This window comes from Micromonospora sp. C41 (assembly GCF_018070485.1).
In the GTDB taxonomy this organism is placed as follows: Bacteria; Actinomycetota; Actinomycetes; order Mycobacteriales; family Micromonosporaceae; genus Micromonospora; species Micromonospora chalcea.
Window position 1 is genome coordinate 95,502 of the sequence record NZ_JAGPXP010000008.1, and the last position, 17,887, is coordinate 113,388.

At 67.8% G+C, this 17,887-nt stretch carries 22 protein-coding genes; 17 read left to right on the forward strand and 5 right to left on the reverse strand.

The window, feature by feature from the left end; translation table 11 throughout:
- Complete coding sequence (locus tag KBX43_RS11640; protein WP_210884372.1) at nt 1-477, forward strand: very short patch repair endonuclease; 477 nt, start codon at nt 1-3, stop codon at nt 475-477.
- Here the strand turns inward: KBX43_RS11640 and KBX43_RS11645 are convergent.
- The 4 genes from KBX43_RS11645 to KBX43_RS11660 form a co-directional block, all read right to left on the reverse strand.
- The gene (locus tag KBX43_RS11645) at nt 474-971 is read right to left on the reverse strand and encodes a HEPN domain-containing protein (protein ID WP_374226002.1); all 498 of its coding nucleotides are present in this window, start codon (nt 969-971) and stop codon (nt 474-476) included. The genes KBX43_RS11640 and KBX43_RS11645 overlap by 4 nt on opposite strands.
- Nucleotides 972-1,023: 52 nt before the next feature.
- On the reverse strand, nt 1,024-2,223 hold the full coding sequence (locus KBX43_RS11650; RefSeq protein ID WP_210884376.1) for a DUF262 domain-containing protein: 1,200 nt from the start codon (nt 2,221-2,223) through the stop codon (nt 1,024-1,026).
- Nucleotides 2,224-2,848: 625 nt separating this feature from the next.
- Nucleotides 2,849-3,364 (reverse strand): NUDIX hydrolase, encoded by a 516-nt coding sequence (locus KBX43_RS11655; RefSeq protein WP_307851504.1) that lies wholly within the window; start codon nt 3,362-3,364, stop codon nt 2,849-2,851.
- 43 nt (nt 3,365-3,407) lie between these two features.
- Nucleotides 3,408-4,619, reverse strand: coding sequence for a hypothetical protein (locus tag KBX43_RS11660; RefSeq protein ID WP_210884378.1), 1,212 nt, complete (start codon nt 4,617-4,619; stop codon nt 3,408-3,410).
- A gap of 341 nt (nt 4,620-4,960) precedes the next feature.
- On the opposite strand from KBX43_RS11660, the gene KBX43_RS11665 reads away from it, so the two are divergent.
- The 15 genes from KBX43_RS11665 (at nt 4,961) to KBX43_RS11735 (ending at nt 14,879) form a co-directional block, all read left to right on the forward strand.
- Nucleotides 4,961-5,281: a hypothetical protein gene (locus tag KBX43_RS11665; RefSeq protein WP_030500671.1), complete on the forward strand. Its 321-nt coding sequence runs from the start codon at nt 4,961-4,963 to the stop codon at nt 5,279-5,281.
- A 295-nt stretch (nt 5,282-5,576) separates the two neighbouring features.
- Nucleotides 5,577-6,470, forward strand: a complete 894-nt coding sequence (locus tag KBX43_RS11670; protein ID WP_307851508.1) for a hypothetical protein — start codon at nt 5,577-5,579, stop codon at nt 6,468-6,470.
- Nucleotides 6,471-6,555: 85 nt separating this feature from the next.
- A complete protein-coding gene (locus tag KBX43_RS11675; RefSeq protein ID WP_210884387.1) occupies nt 6,556-7,428 on the forward strand; it encodes an FtsK/SpoIIIE domain-containing protein in 873 nt (290 codons plus the stop codon).
- Nucleotides 7,425-7,634 carry a hypothetical protein gene (locus tag KBX43_RS11680; RefSeq protein ID WP_210884388.1) on the forward strand — a complete coding sequence of 70 codons (210 nt, stop codon included), beginning with the start codon at nt 7,425-7,427 and terminating at the stop codon, nt 7,632-7,634. The genes KBX43_RS11675 and KBX43_RS11680 overlap by 4 nt, the downstream gene beginning before the upstream one ends.
- Nucleotides 7,631-7,840, forward strand: coding sequence for a hypothetical protein (locus KBX43_RS11685; protein ID WP_210884389.1), 210 nt, complete (start codon nt 7,631-7,633; stop codon nt 7,838-7,840). The genes KBX43_RS11680 and KBX43_RS11685 overlap by 4 nt, the downstream gene beginning before the upstream one ends.
- Before the next feature lie 83 nt (nt 7,841-7,923).
- Nucleotides 7,924-8,364 carry a hypothetical protein gene (locus tag KBX43_RS11690; RefSeq protein ID WP_210884390.1) on the forward strand — a complete coding sequence of 147 codons (441 nt, stop codon included), beginning with the start codon at nt 7,924-7,926 and terminating at the stop codon, nt 8,362-8,364.
- A complete protein-coding gene (locus KBX43_RS11695; protein ID WP_210884391.1) occupies nt 8,361-8,660 on the forward strand; it encodes a hypothetical protein in 300 nt (99 codons plus the stop codon). The genes KBX43_RS11690 and KBX43_RS11695 overlap by 4 nt, the downstream gene beginning before the upstream one ends.
- Nucleotides 8,657-9,004 (forward strand): RRQRL motif-containing zinc-binding protein, encoded by a 348-nt coding sequence (locus KBX43_RS11700; protein ID WP_210884393.1) that lies wholly within the window; start codon nt 8,657-8,659, stop codon nt 9,002-9,004. Before KBX43_RS11695 ends, KBX43_RS11700 begins: the two co-directional genes overlap by 4 nt.
- Before the next feature lie 70 nt (nt 9,005-9,074).
- Nucleotides 9,075-9,368, forward strand: coding sequence for a hypothetical protein (locus KBX43_RS11705; protein WP_210884394.1), 294 nt, complete (start codon nt 9,075-9,077; stop codon nt 9,366-9,368).
- A complete protein-coding gene (locus KBX43_RS11710) occupies nt 9,358-10,116 on the forward strand; it encodes a hypothetical protein (RefSeq protein WP_210884396.1) in 759 nt (252 codons plus the stop codon). Before KBX43_RS11705 ends, KBX43_RS11710 begins: the two co-directional genes overlap by 11 nt.
- Nucleotides 10,113-10,382, forward strand: coding sequence for a hypothetical protein (locus tag KBX43_RS11715; protein ID WP_210884398.1), 270 nt, complete (start codon nt 10,113-10,115; stop codon nt 10,380-10,382). The genes KBX43_RS11710 and KBX43_RS11715 overlap by 4 nt, the downstream gene beginning before the upstream one ends.
- Nucleotides 10,382-12,169 (forward strand): replication initiator, encoded by a 1,788-nt coding sequence (locus KBX43_RS11720; RefSeq protein WP_210884400.1) that lies wholly within the window; start codon nt 10,382-10,384, stop codon nt 12,167-12,169. The genes KBX43_RS11715 and KBX43_RS11720 overlap by 1 nt, the downstream gene beginning before the upstream one ends.
- Before the next feature lie 28 nt (nt 12,170-12,197).
- A complete protein-coding gene (locus KBX43_RS11725) occupies nt 12,198-12,470 on the forward strand; it encodes a helix-turn-helix domain-containing protein (protein WP_210884402.1) in 273 nt (90 codons plus the stop codon).
- Complete coding sequence (locus KBX43_RS11730) at nt 12,470-13,741, forward strand: tyrosine-type recombinase/integrase (RefSeq protein ID WP_247677331.1); 1,272 nt, start codon at nt 12,470-12,472, stop codon at nt 13,739-13,741. Before KBX43_RS11725 ends, KBX43_RS11730 begins: the two co-directional genes overlap by 1 nt.
- A gap of 331 nt (nt 13,742-14,072) precedes the next feature.
- A complete protein-coding gene (locus tag KBX43_RS11735; RefSeq protein ID WP_043327262.1) occupies nt 14,073-14,879 on the forward strand; it encodes an HAD family phosphatase in 807 nt (268 codons plus the stop codon).
- 11 nt (nt 14,880-14,890) lie between these two features.
- Here the strand turns inward: KBX43_RS11735 and KBX43_RS11740 are convergent, their stop codons facing one another.
- Nucleotides 14,891-15,637, reverse strand: coding sequence for an oxidoreductase (locus KBX43_RS11740; RefSeq protein ID WP_043327263.1), 747 nt, complete (start codon nt 15,635-15,637; stop codon nt 14,891-14,893).
- Nucleotides 15,638-15,859: 222 nt separating this feature from the next.
- Here KBX43_RS11740 and acs point away from each other — a divergent pair, with 222 nt between their 5' ends.
- Nucleotides 15,860-17,848 carry an acetate--CoA ligase gene (acs, locus tag KBX43_RS11745; RefSeq protein WP_187693914.1) on the forward strand — a complete coding sequence of 663 codons (1,989 nt, stop codon included), beginning with the start codon at nt 15,860-15,862 and terminating at the stop codon, nt 17,846-17,848.
- Nucleotides 17,849-17,887: the final 39 nt, after the last annotated feature.

The following is a 17,887-nucleotide window of genomic DNA, read 5'->3' on the forward strand; positions in this document are numbered from 1 at the left end:
ATGGATACCACAAAAATCCAAGGCCTTAAGGAGTTGCGGCCCTCTCCATCCTCGGCTGGGCGGTCGAGGAACCTCAGCGCGATCCGACGAACAGATACGAAACCTGAGGTACGGCTGCGATCCCTTCTGCATGCTCGCGGGCTCCGGTTCAGGAAGGATCTCTTAGTTCGACTACCGCTTAACCTTAAAGCACGTCCAGATGTCGCCTTCACACGTGCACGGATCGCGATCTTCTACGATTCATGTTTTTGGCACTCGTGTCCTCAGCACGGCCGGCAGCCAAGAGTGAATCAGTGGTATTGGAGCCCAAAGTTGGCTCGAACAGCAGAATGGGATCGAACACAGACGGAGGCCCTGCGAAGTTCTGGATGGCTTGTCATCCGGATTTGGGAACACGACGACCTACTGCAAGCAGTAGATGATGTCGCAAAGATTGATGCGGCGCGTAGGCAAGATCTGGGCCCATCAAGAGTTTAGAGGGCACCTTCTTCGGCCTCCTCTTCTTCCAGAAGGTTCCTCAGTCTGTCAGGGAAGTACAAGGCACTCTCATATAGACCGTACACCTCGGCGGCTGTCTTCTCTAGCAGAAAAGTCGCATAGCCGCGGTGGACTAACTGGTTTCGCAGGTCGCCAATCTCGCAGAAGTCTTTGATCGATGCCGCAAGCGCCTGGTCTGCTTCTATGGCGAGCCGCATCTTTCTCTTGAACCTCGGCCCGAACAAGCCAAAGAACTGGTTCGCGTTTCGGTCTTCCCACTTGAAGAAGGTATGGAACTGACGCTTAAGCGCCTTGTTGGTCACAAAGGAAACCGCAAACTCGGCTCTTTGAGTGCACGTCTCGTAGTAGGTGGTTAGCGTCTCCTGTGTACGGTTTTCTAGGTCGCTAGCGGCGGCCAAGAGAACTATCTTTGGAATACCAGATTCAAGAGTGTTAAGGAACGAGATCTCTTGGGCTTCTTGGAGATACTCCATGACTGCCACGTGGTCCTGGTATAGCCGCTCGACATGCTCTTTTGGCACGGGCTTACCTCGACTCGTTTGCCGCTGCGACGAGCTCCAATGCCCTCTTCAGCCGATTCCGCACATTCCCAGTGTCCGTTGTCTTCTCTTGTGATGAATCCTGTACCACGGGATCCAGTTTGATCTTCTCGACCAACGCGGAAGATAGAGCCACCGGCTGGCCCTTGTCCCGGAGAGAGCAAGACGCGGCGAAAACCGCCTCGAAGATTGGGACGCTGAACTTCGATTGTCGTTGCCATGCGCTGGGAGCAACTTCCCTGGCGCTGTCCAAGAACCAGTTGAAGTAGCTTTCAATAGTAGCCAGCTCTTCCTCGTTGAACTTCTGCGCTACATGCGAGAACTGGTTAAGAAAGCGAACCATGGAAGGCTTGTACTGTGACCCGTCGCGCCACATGGCCACTGCCCTCGCCAAGACCTCCACATCTTGCATGTGGAGATCGGGCTCCGGTCGCCCGAGCAGAAGCCGCCACCGGGAGTCCAGGTTTAGTCTCGTCAAAAGGTCGTAGAACTTTGAGTGATAGAGGCTGAGCCGGATCTCTTGCGGAGTAAGATTTATGCCACCGGTGTTCAGCCGACTAAACATCTCGTATATAGACGAGTTGCCGCCGGACGGCTTGACCTGCTTGACCACAACATTTCGAATCGTGCGCAGGTCGAACTGTGTTTTGTAGTCGTCTAGATCAGAATAGGTGAGACCCGAGAATTTGTTGGGCCTGCCGGGGCTAAGATCCGGGAGCTTCAGCGCGAAATCCTCGAAGAGGTCGTCATTACTCAAGACCTCATCAGGAATTCCGCCTCGCTCCATAAAGACATTCCGGAGACGCGGCCTAGCCTCCTTCTTCGGGAACCGTTGCTTGATGAAGAAATAGATCGTCATTAGGCGCTGTTGCCCGTCAATCACGAGGAATCTGTTCCTCGCCTCTTCATAGAGGAAGACCTGAGGCACAGGAAGGCCGATTATCAAGGACTCGATAAGCTTCGAGGCCCTCTTAATGTCCCAGACAAAATGCCGCTGGAACCCCGGAATTTTGACAGCGCCGGACTCGATGAAGCTGAAGATCGTCAAGGCGTTGAAGTCATTGGGGGTCGAGGTCAAGTCATATTCATCGACCTGGCCGTCCTCAACGTCGGGGTCACCAAGAAACAACCAGTCATCTTCAGGCTTCACGCTGCCCCCTCCGTAGTTTGCATCGAGGATATCCATGCAGCGGGTGAAAGGCTGCCCCCAAGTCGCGGCGCCCTGTGTCGGTCTTCATGTTGACTCTCCAGGAGTTATCCCGTGCTGCCATCCCGTGTGCCGTCGACCCGCCCTTCTGGGGAGCGGGCTGCCGTCCGTCCCGCCATGTCAAGCGGACCTTGACGCAGGTTCGGACGCTGGCGGGACGGGCGGTGGTCTGCTCGGCTTGCCCGGGTCGAGGGCAGACGGGATGGCCTACCGGAACTACCCACGGACCGTGACCCGCCGACGGATCCCGGCCATCCTGGAGCCGGAGCGCCCCCGCCGGAGGCGCAGTAGCCGCAACCCCGTTACCGCCGCCACCTCGCCGCTGCGGCCGGCGTGCGCTTCCCTTCGCCGCGCGGGCTCGTGGCCGCGCGGCCCGGCCGGCAGCCGGCCCACCACACCCCGGTCAACGCTGCTGTCGTCATGCGGCGGCCTACCGGGCTACCCGCCCTCCGCGCCAGCCGCCGGGCGTGTTGCGTGGCCGGAGTCGGAGCGCCAGCGGAGCGACGGACGCGCGCCCAGGCGGCGGCGCGTGCGGCCCGTTCAGGGCCGCCTTGAAGACGTACAGAAACTTTGAACCGACTCGCCGGCGGCCGGCCGCCACCCGTCAGGATCGGCCGAACTCGGCGTAGCGAGGCTGGCCATCCGCGAGGGCATCCAAGGCCGACTGGACCCGCCGGGCCATCGACGGGCGCAGGTGAGGCACCGCCTCCTCGTAACGGAGAAAGCGGAGTCCCGTCAGTTCGTCATCGGTTGGCTTGAGAGCTTGCGCCTGTTCGTCTTCGAGCTGGCCGCCGTCGAAGATGAACATCAGCCCGTCTAGCCAAACGCCGTGGGCCGGCATCCAGTCGACTACCAGTAGCCGGCTGACCGGCAGGTCGAGCCCGATCTCTTCCTGGATCTCTCGACGGCAGGCAGCCAACGGCGACTCGTCAGCGTCGGCGATGCCGCCCGGTATGTCGAGGAAGGGCTTATAACCGGGCACTACGAACAGGATCCGTCCAGCTCGGTCACGGATGAGCGCTCCGCCGGCTACCCGTTTCCGCGGGAGCCTTTGAGCGATGCCAGGGTTGAACTCGCGTTCTGGTTCGCCCTCGGCGGAGAGGTCGTCAGCCAGCGTCACAGCCTCACCGTACTGAATCGTGCCGGCGTGCACGGCCGGCACCTCAGCTTGCCAGGAGGATGTCAGCACGTTGCTCGAACTCCTTGACGGCTGCATGGCGGGCATGGGGAACAAGCCGCTGCCGCAGCTGCTTCAGCTGCTGCTGCGAGCGATGCGACGTTAGACCACCGGCTGATTCGATGGCTGTCGTGCCCAGGACCGTGGCTTCCTCGATGTCTCCATCCAGTAGAGCCACGCGAGCTAGCTGCGAAGCTGCGTAGACCCGGCGCCGCGCCTGGTCCTTGCCACTGTCCCACACAGCCTGCATGAGCGGCCGGGCCTCCTTCGGCCGCCCTAGGTCGATCCAGCACGTTCCGGCGTGACTCGCGAACAGCACGTCACCCCAGTGCTTCGCCCAGTCGGGTCCATCCTGAGGGGCAATCCGACCGAAGCTTTCCTCTGCCCTGCTGAGAGCTGCCCTGCATCCCCCCTCGTCACCCTGGGCCGCGTAGGCCCGTGCTTCGAAGACGGATGCCTCCGTGACCACAACTGGCGCGCCTGCACGAAGGCTCGCGTCTCGTGCGACCTGGGCAAGCCGAAGTGCCTGATCCGGCCTCCCCAAGTACAACGCCTGGTCTGCCATGCTCGTCAACACGTACGAGGCGTATGCCCGGTCACCTGCCGCCTCGGCGAAACGCAATGCCTGCGTGAAATAGCGCTGAGCGAGCGAGTGCCGCGACGTGTCGTAGGCCATCCACCCGACCAGCTCGCAGAGAACGGCGGTAGCGCTAAAGACCTCTCGCTCCACTTTCTCTGGCTTCGGAGCCCGCACCTGCGGCAAAACGCGCTCGCGCAAGTAGCGAACCGCCATCATTCGGCAATGCTCTCCACCGAATCTACGGTCGAGGCCATCAAAGGTAGCCGTCATGGCCCTAATTTCATCCACGTCATATGCCGATACCGGCTTACCTTCGCCCGCAATGTCCATCGTCGCCGTGCCGAACAACCAGTCGAGACATGCCGCATTCAGCGCTTCAGGCGCGTACTTGCCAAGGATCACCGCCGTGTGCTTCATCTCGTCGAAGCGCGACAGATCACTTAGCGCCGACGCGGCCTGGTTGAGCGAGGCGCTGTAGACCAGACCAATGTCTGACCGGGCACGGTCCGTGCCGCCGCCGAGCCCCAACTGGTCCGCGCTCTGCCCGTACGCCTCGCATAGCAGCGACCGGTACGGATCGGATGCGTCTCGTTCGCCGCTCTCCCATGCGGAGATCATCCGCAACAGACTCGTCCGCGTAGCGAGGGTGCACCTGCCCTGCGCTCGCCGTTCCAACTCATGCGCTAGGCGCGCTTTCGACCACCCACGTAACTGCCGGGCCTGCCGTAGTGGCGTCATGCCTCGTCCCCGATTCGGTGTGCAGCCTATAGTCTGCCCGCTTCACCATGCCCCATTCTCGACACTCGATGCAAGGGGTGCGTCATCCCTCGTCACTACCCGCCATGCTCAGCCCCTCCCGTCATGCTCCGTCACCCTGCACAGAATCCGAGATGCGGGCTTTCATAGACGCACGGGTGAAGGACACCCGGGGCAACAGCCCTCTCCCTTTAGGAGCACGAATGAAGCTGTACGTGGACACCGCGAGCAAGCAGGTCCAGGTGACGAAGGACCCGGAGCCGAAGAACGACCAGAACGGTAACCAGCGGTCGGAGAAGAACACTGGCCGGCTCATGTGGTCGACCCAGGTCTTCGTTCTCGACGAGACCGGCGGCGAGATCATCACCATCACCACGGCGGGTGAGAAGCCGAGCGTGACGGTGGGGCAGCTCGTCGCTGTCGAGCAGTTGGAGGCCATTCCGTGGGCGACCAACGGGCGCAACGGCGTCGCGTTCCGTGCCGTGTCGCTGAAGCCGAAGGCTGGCACCTCGGCGGCGAAGTAGGTTCCTCGGTTCACCTGTGCTGCGTGAGCTTCTGGTGTCGATGCGCTGAGGCGCGAAGCGGCCTGATGGTCCGCTGACAAGTGAAGAAACGGTCCGGGAGTGGTTCCGACTCCTGTACTCCCGGCCCGGTCACCACGTCGTGGTGGTGGCAACCCCGCAAGAGCTGGCGCGGGGTCGGTCCGACTCCTACATCTGCCGACCCCGTGCCCTCCAACTCATCCACCCACGTATGGGAGGACTCGTCGTGTCCAAGTCTAGCCCCCGCCGCCCGTTCGGCGGCAGGTCGAACAACACGATCACGGTGATCGAGGCCAAGGTCCACCGGTCATCGGCCAGGAATGCTCGCCTGGCGTTCATCCTCACGGCGGTCATCGTCGGCCTTCTGTCGGCCGTGGTGGCCGCTTCCTCCATCCACCCCATCCTCGCCGTCTTCGTCGGCGCGCTCATCGGGGTTCCCCTCGGCGGCCTGGCCTGGCTGCTCGTGCGGATCTGGCCGGTGCTGCGGCTGCTGTGGTGGTGGACCCCCGAAATCGGGATCACCACGCTTCTCGGCGTCTGCTGGGTGCAGCTGGTCAACCACACCTCGACCCCGGTCACGCTCATCGTGGTCGCCCTGGTCGTCGGCGTCCCCGCCGCCGTGCCGGTGTCCCGCCGGTTCCTGGTGGCCTGGACCTGGTGCCTGATCGTCCGGCATCGGCTGCGCGTGTGCTTCGCGCAGTTCATCATCGCCAACCAGTCCGGCAGCCTGCCGCTCATCCTCTGGGCCAAGCCCACGCCCGTCGGTGAACGGGTCTGGGTCTACCTGCGCCCCGGCCTGTCCCTGGCCGACCTGGAAGGACGACTCGACCGCATCGCGGTGGCCTGTCACGCCTCGACCGCGCTGATCGAGCGGGCCTCCGACCGTAACGCCGCCTACCTGCGGTTCGACATCAAACGCCGCGAGGTGCTGACCGCTCAGGTCGGTTCCCCGCTCGTCGACGTCATCGACCCCGACACCCCGGCAACCGAGCGGATCCCGGCCCCCGTGCCGACCGCCCTGGACCTGCCCGACGTCGACATGCCCACCGTCACCTTGCCCACCCAGCAGGGCAAGCCGACCGGCAAGAAGCCGGCCACCCCCTCGGCCAATGGCAGCAAGCCTGCGGCTTCCGCCGCCAGTGACGTCGACGACGTCTCCGACTGGATCTGACCTTCACCCAACCGGTCGCGGAGAGCCCTGCGGGGTTCGTTCGTGTGGCTCTCCGCGCCCACACCTCGCCCAAGGAGGGCACCTCATGACCACCACACCCGCCCCGACCTCCGGGGTTCCGGTGGGGCCTGGCCTGTCGATGTTCGACCCCATCTTCGTCGGCATCGACGAGTTCGGTCACCCCGTCTACATCACCCTCGCCTACCGCAACCTGCTCGCCGGAGGCGAACCCGGCGGAGGCAAATCCGGCCTCCTCAACACCATCGCCGCCCACGCCGCACTGTCCGTCGACAGCCGCCTGGTGCTGCTGGACGGCAAGCTCGTCGAACTCGGCCAGTGGGAGGACTGCGCCGACGCGTTCATCGGCCCCGACATCACCGCCGCCCTCGACATCCTCCGACGCCTCCAGCTGGTGATGAACAACCGCTACGCCTGGCTGCGCGCCCACGGCCGCCGCAAGCTCACCGCCACCGACGGCCTGTCCGTCATCACCGTCCTCGTCGACGAAATCGCCTACTACTCCGCCACCGTCGGCACCAAGCAAGAACAGGAAGAGTTCGTCGCCCTGCTCCGCGACCTGGTCGCCCGTGGCCGTGCCGCCGGTATCCCGGTGGTGGCCGCGACTCAGCGGCCCAGCTTCGACATCATCCCCACCTCGCTGCGGGACCTGTTCGGCTACCGCGCCGCGTTCCGCTGCACCACGCCGAACACCTCCAACATCGTGCTCGGGCACGGCTGGGCCGAGCAGGGCTACTCGGCCACCGACATCGCCCCCACCAACCAGGGCGCCGCCTACCTGATCGCCGAAGGCGGCACCCCGAAGCGCATCAAGGTCGCCTACCTGACCGACGCGCAGATCGCCGGGATCGCGGACTACGCGGCCTGGATCCGCCGGCCACGCCGGTTACCGGCCCTGATCCCGGACTTGACCCGGGTGGATTTCGAGGTGGCGGCATGACCACGCCCACTCACAACTGTGCCGACTTCATCGAGGTCGTCGACACCGAGACCGACAAGGCCACCGGCCACCTGTGGCAGTACCTGCGCTGCACCGTCTGCGGCAAGCGCGACGGACACATCAGCCAGGGCGGCTCCGACGCCTTCCACCCCGTCCCCGACAACGCCGTCTTCTACACCGATCCCGGCTGGGAGATCACCTCATGACCACCCGCGAACAGGCATACACCAAGGCCAACCAGCAGCGGGCCGCCCAGTACGTCGAGATCTGGATCGTCGCCCAACCAGCGGAGATCGCCTCGATGGTCCAAGTCGCCTCGGCCAGCGGCCGACTCGTCTACCTCGGCCCACCCCACCCGATGGGCGGCGACGACACCCGCCAACGCCGCTACCTGCGGCTCCGCACCCGATAGCAGTCGACGGAACCGGCTCAAGCCCTGGAAAGCAGACCGGTTCCGCCGACCTCCACCAACAGCCCCGAAAGGACGTGGCTGCCATGAAGGCTACCCAACACCCCACCACCGCAGATCAGGTCACACCCGCTGACCTGCTGCGGATGGCTGCCCTCTACCTCCGCCGGCACGGCTGGCACCAGGGCACCTACTACCCCCACACCACCGACACCCCCACCCCGCCGGCCTGCGCCGTCGGAGCCATCGGCATGGCCTGCACCGGACACCCGGTGCACCACTGGTACGACCTCGACACCGACGAGCGGATCACCTACCTCGCCGCCATCGCCGCGTTCGTCGACTACCTCGACGACTTCGCGCCGGTCTTCCACATCGACGAAGACGGCTACCTGCTCGACGAGCACATCTCCCCCTACTCCTGGAACGACGAGCCCGGCCGCACCGCCGAGCAGGTCATCACCGCCCTTGAGAACGCCGCTGACGAGTGGGACCGCCTCCACAGCGACGGAGGCGAGCCGCGATGAACACCGTCAAGAAGCCCCTGACGCCACATCTGCCCCGGCAGCGTCGCCGGGACGTCGTCGAGAACGACGCCTTCGCCGCCTTCGCCCGACGCATCATCCGCGCCCACGGCCGCCGCGTCGCTGACGGCGACGTCGAAGCCCTCCGCGACCTCGTCGCCCTCTCCGCCGACCTCGACCGCGCCATCACCGACGCCGTCGTCGGCCTGCGCCAGTTCGGCTACTCCTGGACCGAAATCGGCCAACGGCTCGGCATCTCCCGCCAGGCCGCCCAGCAGCGCTGGGGAGACCGGCCATGACCACCTACACCTACGACCCGGCCAACCCCGCCGACGATTTCCCCACCTACCCATTCCGGCTCGCCCCCGACGGGCTGGCCACCCGCCGACAGCTCCGCGCCGCCGGACTCCGCCCCGGAGGGCATCACGCGGTCGCGCAGATCCTCTGGCGTCGCGGCAAGCGCATCGCCTACCTCTACCGCCTCGACTGGGCCAAACCGAAGCGCATCGCCACCCCCGCCCAGCGGGAGGCGATTGCCAAGGCCCTGCTCGCCCGGCGCACCTGCCGCGACTGCGGCCAGATCAAGCCCTACTACATCCCCCGCCGCTACGGCTGCTGCCTCGACTGCCACGGAGGCCACTGATGGCTGTCCTGATCACCTTCGCCGTCGTCCTGCTTATCGGCATCGCCCTGGCCTACATGGGAGGCGTCCGATGACCACCACCACCGCCGTCAACTTCGCCGCGCAGGAGCGGATGACCCCGGACGACTACGTCGTCACCGCCATCGCCCGGGACTTCGCCGCCCGAGGCGAACTGTCCTTCGAACGGTTCCTGTCCGGCTACTACGCCGAAAGCCTGCGCATCATCCACGACGCCCACCTCACCCAGTGCACCGCCGGACCCGAGCAGCACTGCCCCACCTGCAACGGCATCCGCGTCGGACTCGCCGGACTCGCCGCCGAACAATGCGCCGTCACCACCGGGCAGGTGACCCATGACCACTGACCGCCACACCACCACCGGCCCCCGCATCGAGGGCCTGGTCCTGGTGCTCATCCTCATCGCCGTCGCCGGATTCGCCGGCGCCGCCTCCTTCACCCACGTCAAAGACTGGACCCTCGCCAACAGCCCCACCGGCACCGGGGCATGGTTCGGCTGGGCCAACGCCGTCATCTCCGAACTGGTGCCGATCGCCTGCCTGCTAACCATCCGCCGACGCCGCCGCACCGGCGCACCCATCGGCTACCCGCTGTTCCTGCTCATCGCCGCCGCCAGCCTCTCCCTCGCCGCACAACTCGCGGTCGCCAAACCCGGCATCTCCGGCTGGCTCCTGTCCGCCGTCCCCGCGCTGGCCTTCATGGCCCTGGTGAAACTCGTCCTCGCCCCGGCCCCCACACCGGAACAACCCACCACGCCGTCGGCTGCCCCGGCTGAACCCATCCGGGTTCAGGTGGCCGAGCAGGTCGCCACCGAGCCGGTACCACCGGCTGCCATCACCCCAACCCCGACCCCGGCGGTCGAGCCGGAACCCGTCGCCACTCCGACCACCACGCCGGAGTCCGTCGCCGCACCGGCCGAGCCGGTCGACGTCCCTGTCCCTTCTCATCTGCTGCCGATGGCGCGTTTCGCCGCCGTGCAGCACGAACAGGCCACCGGCCACCCGATCACTCCGGCCGAGCTGGCCGACCGCCTCGACGTCACCCCACCCGTCGCCGGGCAACTCCTGACCACCATCGGCGGTGCTGCCCGATGAGCATCCACACCGTCGACGTCGTGCAGCTCCTGCACACCTGCCCGGCCGAGCCGGAGCCCCACCCCTACGACATCCGCCGGACCGTCATCGACGTCATCGACGGCGGACCCTGCCGCAACCCGGTCACCATCCGCTGCGGCGACACCATCACCCAGATCCCCTGTGGGCGGCACGAACCGTCCAAGCGCCAGTGCGGCGCCTGCCGGATCGTTGTCATCGAACGCACCATCACCAACCTGCACCCCACCGTTGGGGTGGCCGGTTGATGGCCTCGACGCTGGACCTCACCCCCCGCGCTTCGGCCCGGGGGGTGGGCTCGAACGCCGACACCATCGCGCCCGTCTACGGCTGGACTGCTGCCGGAGCCGCGTTCGAACGCGCCACCCGACCCGACTACTACGGCTGGCTGGAACACGTCCGCGCCGCCGCCGGCTGCACCCGCCCCATCCGCCTGTCCGGACAGATCCTCACCGTCGAACAGGCCACCGGCCGTGTTCTCGACGCCCGGCACACCGACGCCATGCCTGATGCCGCGATCTACACCGCCTGCGGCAACCGCCGCGCCACGGTCTGCCCCGCCTGCGCCCAGACCTACCAACGCGACGCCTTCCAGCTCCTGCGCGCGGGCCTGGTCGGCGGCAAAGGCGTACCGGAATCGGTGGCATCGCATCCGGCGGTGTTCGCCACGTTCACCGCACCGTCGTTCGGCACCGTCCACGCCCGGAAGGTGAAGCGGCACACCTGCCGCAACCGACGCCGCTGCGACTGCCGCGCCGAACCCTGCCACCCCCGCCGCCACACCGGCCAGTGCGAGCACGGCCGACCCGCCGTCTGCTGGGCGAGGCACGAGCAGGGTGACGCGGTGCTCGGGCATCCGCTGTGCCTGGACTGCTACGACCACGACCACCAGGTCGTCTGGAACATCTTCTCCGGCGAACTCTGGCACCGCACCAAACAAGCCGCCGAACGCTGGCTCGCCAAACTCGCCCAACGCCGCGGCATCCCCCGCGTCGAGGTGATCACCGCCTCCGGCAAGACCCGAAAAGTCGCCCCGGTGCGGCTGTCGCCCGGGAAGGTCGCCGAACTGCAAGCGCGGGGAGCGGTGCACTTCCACGCCATCGCCCGCCTCGACGGCGTCGACCCCACCGACCCTGACAACGTCGTGCCCCCACCGGCCGGGTTCACCGTCACCGACCTCGTCGACGCGCTGCGCCACGCCGCCCGACAGATCGCCTTCCACACCCCACCCCACCCCGACCGGCCCGACGGATGGCCCATCGCCTGGGGAGAACAGGTCGACCTGGAACCGATCGCCACCGACGGCTCCGGGGAGGTCACCGATGGCATGGTCGCGGGCTACCTTGCCAAGTACGCCACCAAAAGCACCGAGGCCACCGGGCACACCTCCACCCGCCTGACCGCCGACACGATCGGGGACTACGCCGACCCCGACGGCGACCACACCGCCCGCCTCATCGACGCATGCTGGCGCATCGGCCGACCGCTCCACACACCGGCCCCACTAGCCGACCGGCCACGGGAACCCCGGCCCCGGCCCGGCTTCGTCGACCGCTGGGAATGCCCCGACTGCGGCACCCACACCCGCTACCCCGCCTGCCCCACCTGCACCGCCGCGCGTCAAGCCGCCCTTGACACCCAACCGACGAAACCGCCGACGACCAACCCCTACGCCCGGCTACGCCGATGGGCGCACATGCTCGGCTACGGCGGCCACTTCCTCACCAAAGCCCGCCGCTACTCCGTCACCTTCCGGCTCCTACGCGACACCCGCGTCGCCTACCGGCGCCACGAGCACCAGCACCACGACCACCCAGCCGCCAGCGGCCCACGCACCGACTTGGTCGACGACGACACGACGCTCATCGTCGGCACCCTCACCTTCGCCGGAGTCGGCTGGCACACCTCGGGTGACGCACTGCTCGCCAACACCGCCGCCGCCCTCGCCCGCGAACGACGAACCACCGGCCGCGAAGAACTCGCCCACGAACTCAGCGCCATCACCCCGGCCAGTGTCTCGCCGGTCGCCGCCTGACCCAGACAGACCAAGGAGGTCACCCGTCATGAGCACCACCGCCCGCCCCAACCCGGTCGTCCGGCTCGTCCCTCGTACCGGCACCGTCGTCGTCGAGCCGGTCACCTACACCGTCCGGGAGGTCGCCAAGCTCCTCGGCATCTCGCTGGGCAGCACCTACGCCCTCGTCCGCGACGGGACCATCCCGGCGACCCGCCTCGGGGGCCGCTGGCTGATCCCGCGTGCCCGGTTCCACGCCTGGCTCGACGGCGTCACCGAGCAAACCGCCGCCACCGGCACCGAGCATGGCCGGAGGTGCTGATGGGATTCGTCCGCAAGACTCCGGCCGGTACCTTCCGTGCCTGCTGGCGTGATCCTGCCGGTGGGCAGAAGTCCAAGAGCTTCCGCACGAAGCGGGAGGCCAATGCCTTCCTCGCCGAGGTCGAGGGACGCCTCAACCGAGGCACCTATGTAAACCCGCACGCTGGTCGTACCCGTTTCGGTGACTTCGCTCAGCAGTGGCTCGCCACCCGGGCGGTCGAGGCGCGTACGACTGAGCGGACCGTCTCCATGCTCCGCACGCACGTCCTGCCGAAGTGGGGTGACTGGCCGCTCGGAAAGCTCGACTTCATGTCGGTGCAGGAGTGGGTGACCGGCCTCGGTCGGGACCTCGCGCCCGCCACCGTGGCCAAGTGCTACCAACTGCTGTCGATGATCCTCAAGACGGCGGTACAGGCGCGGCTGATCGCCACCAACCCCGCCGAGGGGGTGAAGCTGCCGCGTGACCGGTCCCGCGACGTCAAGCCGGTCACGATCAGCCGGGAGAACTTCTTCGGTCGGCTGCTTCCGGCGGTCCCGCCTCGGCATCGGGGGATCGTCGCCGCTGCTGCTGGAGCCGGGCTCCGCTGGGGCGAGTGTGCCGGGTTGACGTGGTCGTCGGTGGACCTCGATCGGGCATCGCTGCGCGTGGTCCAGGTGGCCGAGGAGACGCACGGCGGGATCGTGCTGCGCCCGTACCCGAAGAGTCGCGCCGGGGTCCGGACCGTGCCGCTACCGTCCTTCCTCCTGGCCGCGCTCCGCGAGCTGCACACCGCCGCCGACGACCCGGACCCGCGAGCCCTGGTCTTCCGCGACCGGATCGGCCGGCCACTCCGACGCTCGAACTTCCGGCGCCGAGTGTGGCTGCCGTCGCTGGTCCGCGCCGGACTGCTCGGCCAGGTCGTCAACACCGGCCCCCACCGCTACCGCGCGACCTGGCCGGACCGGGAGGGCATCGAGTGGTCGGCCGAGTTCACCACCGAACGGGAGGCCGTCGCCTGCGTGGCGGCCAAGGCTTCCGGCGGGATGCGCTTCCACGATCTGCGGCACGCCTACGCCACCTGGCTGGTCACCGACGGCGTTCCGATCAACCTGGTGCAGCGGGTCATGGGCCACGAACAGGCGTCGACGACGCTCAACCGCTACACCCACACCCCGGACGACTACGCCGCCCGCGTCCTGGAGGCGTTCAACGGCTCTGCTGCCTCTCTGCTGCCTCCGACCAGAGAAACGCCCTCGGGGAGCCTGCTCGACGGCGACGGAGATGACCTGTGATCTGCGGCGGAGCGCTCACGGTGCAAAGGGACGACCCCCGTCGGGGGGAGACGGGGGTCGTCTTGTGGTTCGGCTCCGGGGGGGTCGAGCCGAACCGACTCAGCGGTTACGGGGGGTGCAACCGCCGAGGCCTGCGGCGTCGGGAATGTGAACTCCCGTCGCGAGGACAAGCATGCCGCAGCCGACCCTTATACGTCGAGTGGTGTTCAGTCCACGCAAAGCTAATTTCTTGCACATCAGATGTGACCGCCGTCACTCCTGCGGGTGCTCATCCACTTCCATGACCCTGGGCGGACGCCTCCGCGCCGCTGTCGGGCTAGACTTTCGCGCCGTGGGCCGCAGCGCCGCTTTCTTCGATCTCGACAAGACCGTCATCGCCAAGTCAAGCGCACTGGCATTCGGTCGGCCGTTCTACCGGGACGGGCTGATCACTCGGCGTGACGTGGTCAAGTCGGCGTACGCGCAGTTGATGTTCCGGCTGGGCGGCACCGACGAGCAGACCATGGCCCGCACGCGGGACTACCTGGCCACGCTCTGCAAGGGCTGGCCGGTGGAACAGGTCCGCCAGATCGTCGCGGAGACGCTGCACGAACTGATCAACCCCTATGTGTACGCCGAGGCGGCCGCCCTCATCGAGGAGCACCAGGCCGCCGGCCGGGACGTGGTGCTGGTTTCCGCGTCGGGTGACGAGATGGTCCGGCCGATCGGTGAGCTGCTCGGGATCACCGACGTGATCGCCACCCGGATGGGTGTGGTGGACGGCCGCTACAGCGGTGAGGTCGAGTTCTACGCCGCCGGTCCGAGCAAGGTCGAGGCGGTCAGCGAGCTGGCTCTGGAACGCGACTACGACCTCAGCGACTCGTACGCGTACTCCGACTCGTACTCGGATCGGCCGCTGCTGGAGTGCGTGGGGCACCCGACGGTGGTCAACCCGGACCGGGCGCTGCGCAAGCTGGCGGTGGAGAACTCGTGGCCGGTGCTGGAGTTCCGGCACCCGATTCCGCTGGGCCGCCGCCTGCGTGAGCGGCCGGCCGTGCCGGTCGCGGCGGCGGCGCTCGGTGTCGGAGTCGGCGTGGCCATCGGCATCGCCTGGTACGGCCGGCACCGCCGCACCCGCGCCGCCGCGCCGACCGCCTGACACCCGCGACCTCAGGACGCGGCGAGGATCTCGTCGCCGATGAGCGTGATCTGGTCGGCGCCGACCTCGACAGCCGTCATGTAGTGCCGTAGCCAGGAGCGCAGGCCGTCGGGCGTGCCGGTGGCGAACGCGCCGGCCGCGCCCACGTACTCCGGTTCGCGCTCGCGGTGACCGACGTCGACAGCGACCAGCCCACGGGGGTCGAACCCGGTGGAGATCAGCACCAGCCGGGCGGCGGCGCGGGCCACCACCCCGGACGGGCCCGGGAAGGGGCGCAGGTTCAGCAGCTCGCCGTGCACGACGGCGGCCAGCACCAGCGGTGGCACCTTGGTGCCGCCGGCGACCAGGGCGGCCAGGCCGTCGAGGCGGGCCGCGACCACCGGGTCGGCGACCGGCCGGCCCAACTCCTCCTCGGTCACCACGTCGCGGGCGGCGAGCACGTGCAGCCGGGCCAGCACCTGCCGGGGCGCCTTGGGCCAGAGGTCGCTGAGCCCGGGCAGCGCTCCGGCCACCCGCAGCGCGCCCTGCATCACCGGGTCGGTGACGGTGCCGGCGCGTACCTCCTCGCGGTCGTGGACGCGGCCCTCCAGCGCGGCGCTGGCCACGGCGGAGCGGAGGCTGACCTCGGCGGCGACCTGGCCGCCCTGGCGGCGCAGCGCGCGGTGCCGGTGGGCCAGGTCGACCCGCTCGCGGGCCTGCTCGACGGCGGGGGCGACGTCGGCGAGCGCGAGCAGCGGGGCGAGCGGATCGGTGGTCACCCCGTCACGCTAGCGACCGCCGGGCTCCCCCCATGCCCGGGGTTGTTAATAAGGGTCCCTTCCTCTACCGGAGGCGTTAACAAGGGGCCCTTCCTTACACCTCGGCGCGAGGGGAGGGCCGCTGGGCGCGCGGTGCGGGGCCGGGCGGTCGCGACCGGGGTACGGCGGGACTAACCTTCCCCGGAGTAGGAGACGCAGGTCACGCGACGAAGGAGTCACCGCATGAGCGAGGCATTGGCCAACTTGCTGAACGAGACGCGCCAGTTCCCGCCGCCGGCTGAACTCGCCGCGAACGCCAACGTGACCGCCGAGGCGTACGAGGAGGCGGCCGGTGACCGGCTGGCCTTCTGGGCGCGTCAGGCCGGCCGGCTGGCCTGGGCCCAGCCGTGGGAGCAGGTGCTCGACTGGTCGAACGCCCCGTTCGCGAAGTGGTTCACCGGGGGCACGCTGAACGTGGCGTACAACTGCCTGGACCGGCACGTCGAGGCGGGCCTCGGGGACAAGGTGGCGATCCACTGGGAGGGCGAGCCCGGCGACACCCGCACCGTCACCTACGCCGACCTGCACCGGCTCACCTGCCAGGCGGCGAACGCGCTGACGGAGCTGGGCGTGACCGCCGGTGACCGGGTGGCGATCTACATGCCGATGATCCCGGAGGCGGCGGTGGCGATGCTCGCCTGCGCCCGGATCGGCGCCACGCACAGCGTGGTGTTCGGCGGCTTCTCCGCGGACGCGCTCACCAACCGGATCCAGGACGCCAGCGCCAAGGTGGTGATCACCGCGGACGGCGGGTACCGGCGGGGCAAGCCGTCGGCGCTCAAGCCGACCGTGGACGAGGCGGTGGCGAAGTGCCCGTCGGTGGAGCACGTGCTGGTGGTGCGGCGTACCGGTGAGGAGGTCGCCTGGTCGGGCAGGGACCACTGGTGGCACGAGACGGTGGAGACGGCGGCGCCGGAGCACGAGGCGCAGCCGTTCGACGCCGAGCACCCGCTGTTCATCCTCTACACCAGCGGCACGACGGCCCGGCCGAAGGGCATCCTGCACACCACCGGCGGCTACCTGACCCAGGCGTCGTACACCACGCACGCGGTGTTCGACCTGAAGCCGGAGTCGGACGTCTACTGGTGCACGGCCGACATCGGCTGGGTGACCGGGCACTCCTACATCGTGTACGGCCCGCTCTCCAACGGCGCCACCCAGGTCATGTACGAGGGCACGCCGGACACCCCGCACAAGGGCCGGTTCTGGGAGATCGTCGACAAGTACAAGGTGACCATCCTGTACACGGCGCCGACGCTGATCCGCACCATGATGAAGTGGGGCGAGGACATCCCGGCCGGGTACGACCTGTCGTCGCTGCGTCTGCTCGGCAGCGTCGGTGAGCCGATCAACCCGGAGGCGTGGATCTGGTACCGGCAGCACGTCGGCCGCGGTGAGCTGCCGGTGGTGGACACCTGGTGGCAGACCGAGACCGGCGCCATCATGATCTCGCCGCTGCCCGGTGTGACCGAGGCGAAGCCCGGCTCGGCGATGGGCCCGCTGCCCGGCATCGTCGCCGACGTGGTGGACGACCAGGGTGAGTCGGTGCCGAACGGCGGCGGCGGTTACCTGGTGCTGAAGGAGCCGTGGCCGTCGATGCTGCGGACGGTGTGGGGTGACGACAACCGTTTCCTGGAGACGTACTGGTCGCGGTTCGGCGCGGGCGCCAACATCGGCGACGAGTGGGTCTACTTCGCCGGTGACGGGGCGAAGAAGGACGACGACGGGCACATCTGGCTGCTCGGCCGGGTGGACGACGTGATGCTGGTGTCCGGCCACAACATCTCCACCACGGAGGTGGAGTCGGCGCTGGTCAGCCACCCGTCGGTGGCGGAGGCGGCGGTGGTCGGCGCGACCGACCCGACCACCGGGCAGGCGATCGTCGCGTTCGCCATCCCGCGCGGCACCGCGGAGACCGCCGGCGACGCGGGCGAGCAGCTCATCGCCGAGCTGCGCAACCACGTGGCGAAGACGCTCGGCCCGATCGCGAAGCCGCGGCAGATCATGCTGGTGCCGGAGCTGCCGAAGACCCGCTCCGGCAAGATCATGCGCCGGTTGCTGCGGGACGTGGCGGAGAACCGGTCGCTCGGCGACGTGACCACACTCCAGGACTCCTCGGTGATGGAGTTGATCTCGTCGGGGATGAGCAGCGGCAAGTCCGACGAGGACTGACGACAGCCGACCAGGGGGCGGACCGCGGCGCGGTCCGCC

What these genes read in the sequence shown, in the direction of transcription:
- KBX43_RS11640 (WP_210884372.1), top strand. Translation starts at nt 1, where the DNA reads ATGGATACCACAAAAATCCAAGGCCTTAAGGAGTTGCGGCCCTCTCCA.
- KBX43_RS11645 (WP_374226002.1), bottom strand. Translation starts at nt 971, where the DNA reads ATGGAGTATCTCCAAGAAGCCCAAGAGATCTCGTTCCTTAACACTCTT.
- KBX43_RS11650 (WP_210884376.1), bottom strand. Translation starts at nt 2,223, where the DNA reads ATGGATATCCTCGATGCAAACTACGGAGGGGGCAGCGTGAAGCCTGAA.
- KBX43_RS11660 (WP_210884378.1), bottom strand. Translation starts at nt 4,619, where the DNA reads ATGATCTCCGCATGGGAGAGCGGCGAACGAGACGCATCCGATCCGTAC.
- KBX43_RS11665 (WP_030500671.1), top strand. Translation starts at nt 4,961, where the DNA reads ATGAAGCTGTACGTGGACACCGCGAGCAAGCAGGTCCAGGTGACGAAG.
- KBX43_RS11675 (WP_210884387.1), top strand. Translation starts at nt 6,556, where the DNA reads ATGACCACCACACCCGCCCCGACCTCCGGGGTTCCGGTGGGGCCTGGC.
- KBX43_RS11680 (WP_210884388.1), top strand. Translation starts at nt 7,425, where the DNA reads ATGACCACGCCCACTCACAACTGTGCCGACTTCATCGAGGTCGTCGAC.
- KBX43_RS11685 (WP_210884389.1), top strand. Translation starts at nt 7,631, where the DNA reads ATGACCACCCGCGAACAGGCATACACCAAGGCCAACCAGCAGCGGGCC.
- KBX43_RS11690 (WP_210884390.1), top strand. Translation starts at nt 7,924, where the DNA reads ATGAAGGCTACCCAACACCCCACCACCGCAGATCAGGTCACACCCGCT.
- KBX43_RS11695 (WP_210884391.1), top strand. Translation starts at nt 8,361, where the DNA reads ATGAACACCGTCAAGAAGCCCCTGACGCCACATCTGCCCCGGCAGCGT.
- KBX43_RS11700 (WP_210884393.1), top strand. Translation starts at nt 8,657, where the DNA reads ATGACCACCTACACCTACGACCCGGCCAACCCCGCCGACGATTTCCCC.
- KBX43_RS11705 (WP_210884394.1), top strand. Translation starts at nt 9,075, where the DNA reads ATGACCACCACCACCGCCGTCAACTTCGCCGCGCAGGAGCGGATGACC.
- KBX43_RS11710 (WP_210884396.1), top strand. Translation starts at nt 9,358, where the DNA reads ATGACCACTGACCGCCACACCACCACCGGCCCCCGCATCGAGGGCCTG.
- KBX43_RS11715 (WP_210884398.1), top strand. Translation starts at nt 10,113, where the DNA reads ATGAGCATCCACACCGTCGACGTCGTGCAGCTCCTGCACACCTGCCCG.
- KBX43_RS11720 (WP_210884400.1), top strand. Translation starts at nt 10,382, where the DNA reads ATGGCCTCGACGCTGGACCTCACCCCCCGCGCTTCGGCCCGGGGGGTG.
- KBX43_RS11725 (WP_210884402.1), top strand. Translation starts at nt 12,198, where the DNA reads ATGAGCACCACCGCCCGCCCCAACCCGGTCGTCCGGCTCGTCCCTCGT.
- KBX43_RS11730 (WP_247677331.1), top strand. Translation starts at nt 12,470, where the DNA reads ATGGGATTCGTCCGCAAGACTCCGGCCGGTACCTTCCGTGCCTGCTGG.
- acs (WP_187693914.1), top strand. Translation starts at nt 15,860, where the DNA reads ATGAGCGAGGCATTGGCCAACTTGCTGAACGAGACGCGCCAGTTCCCG.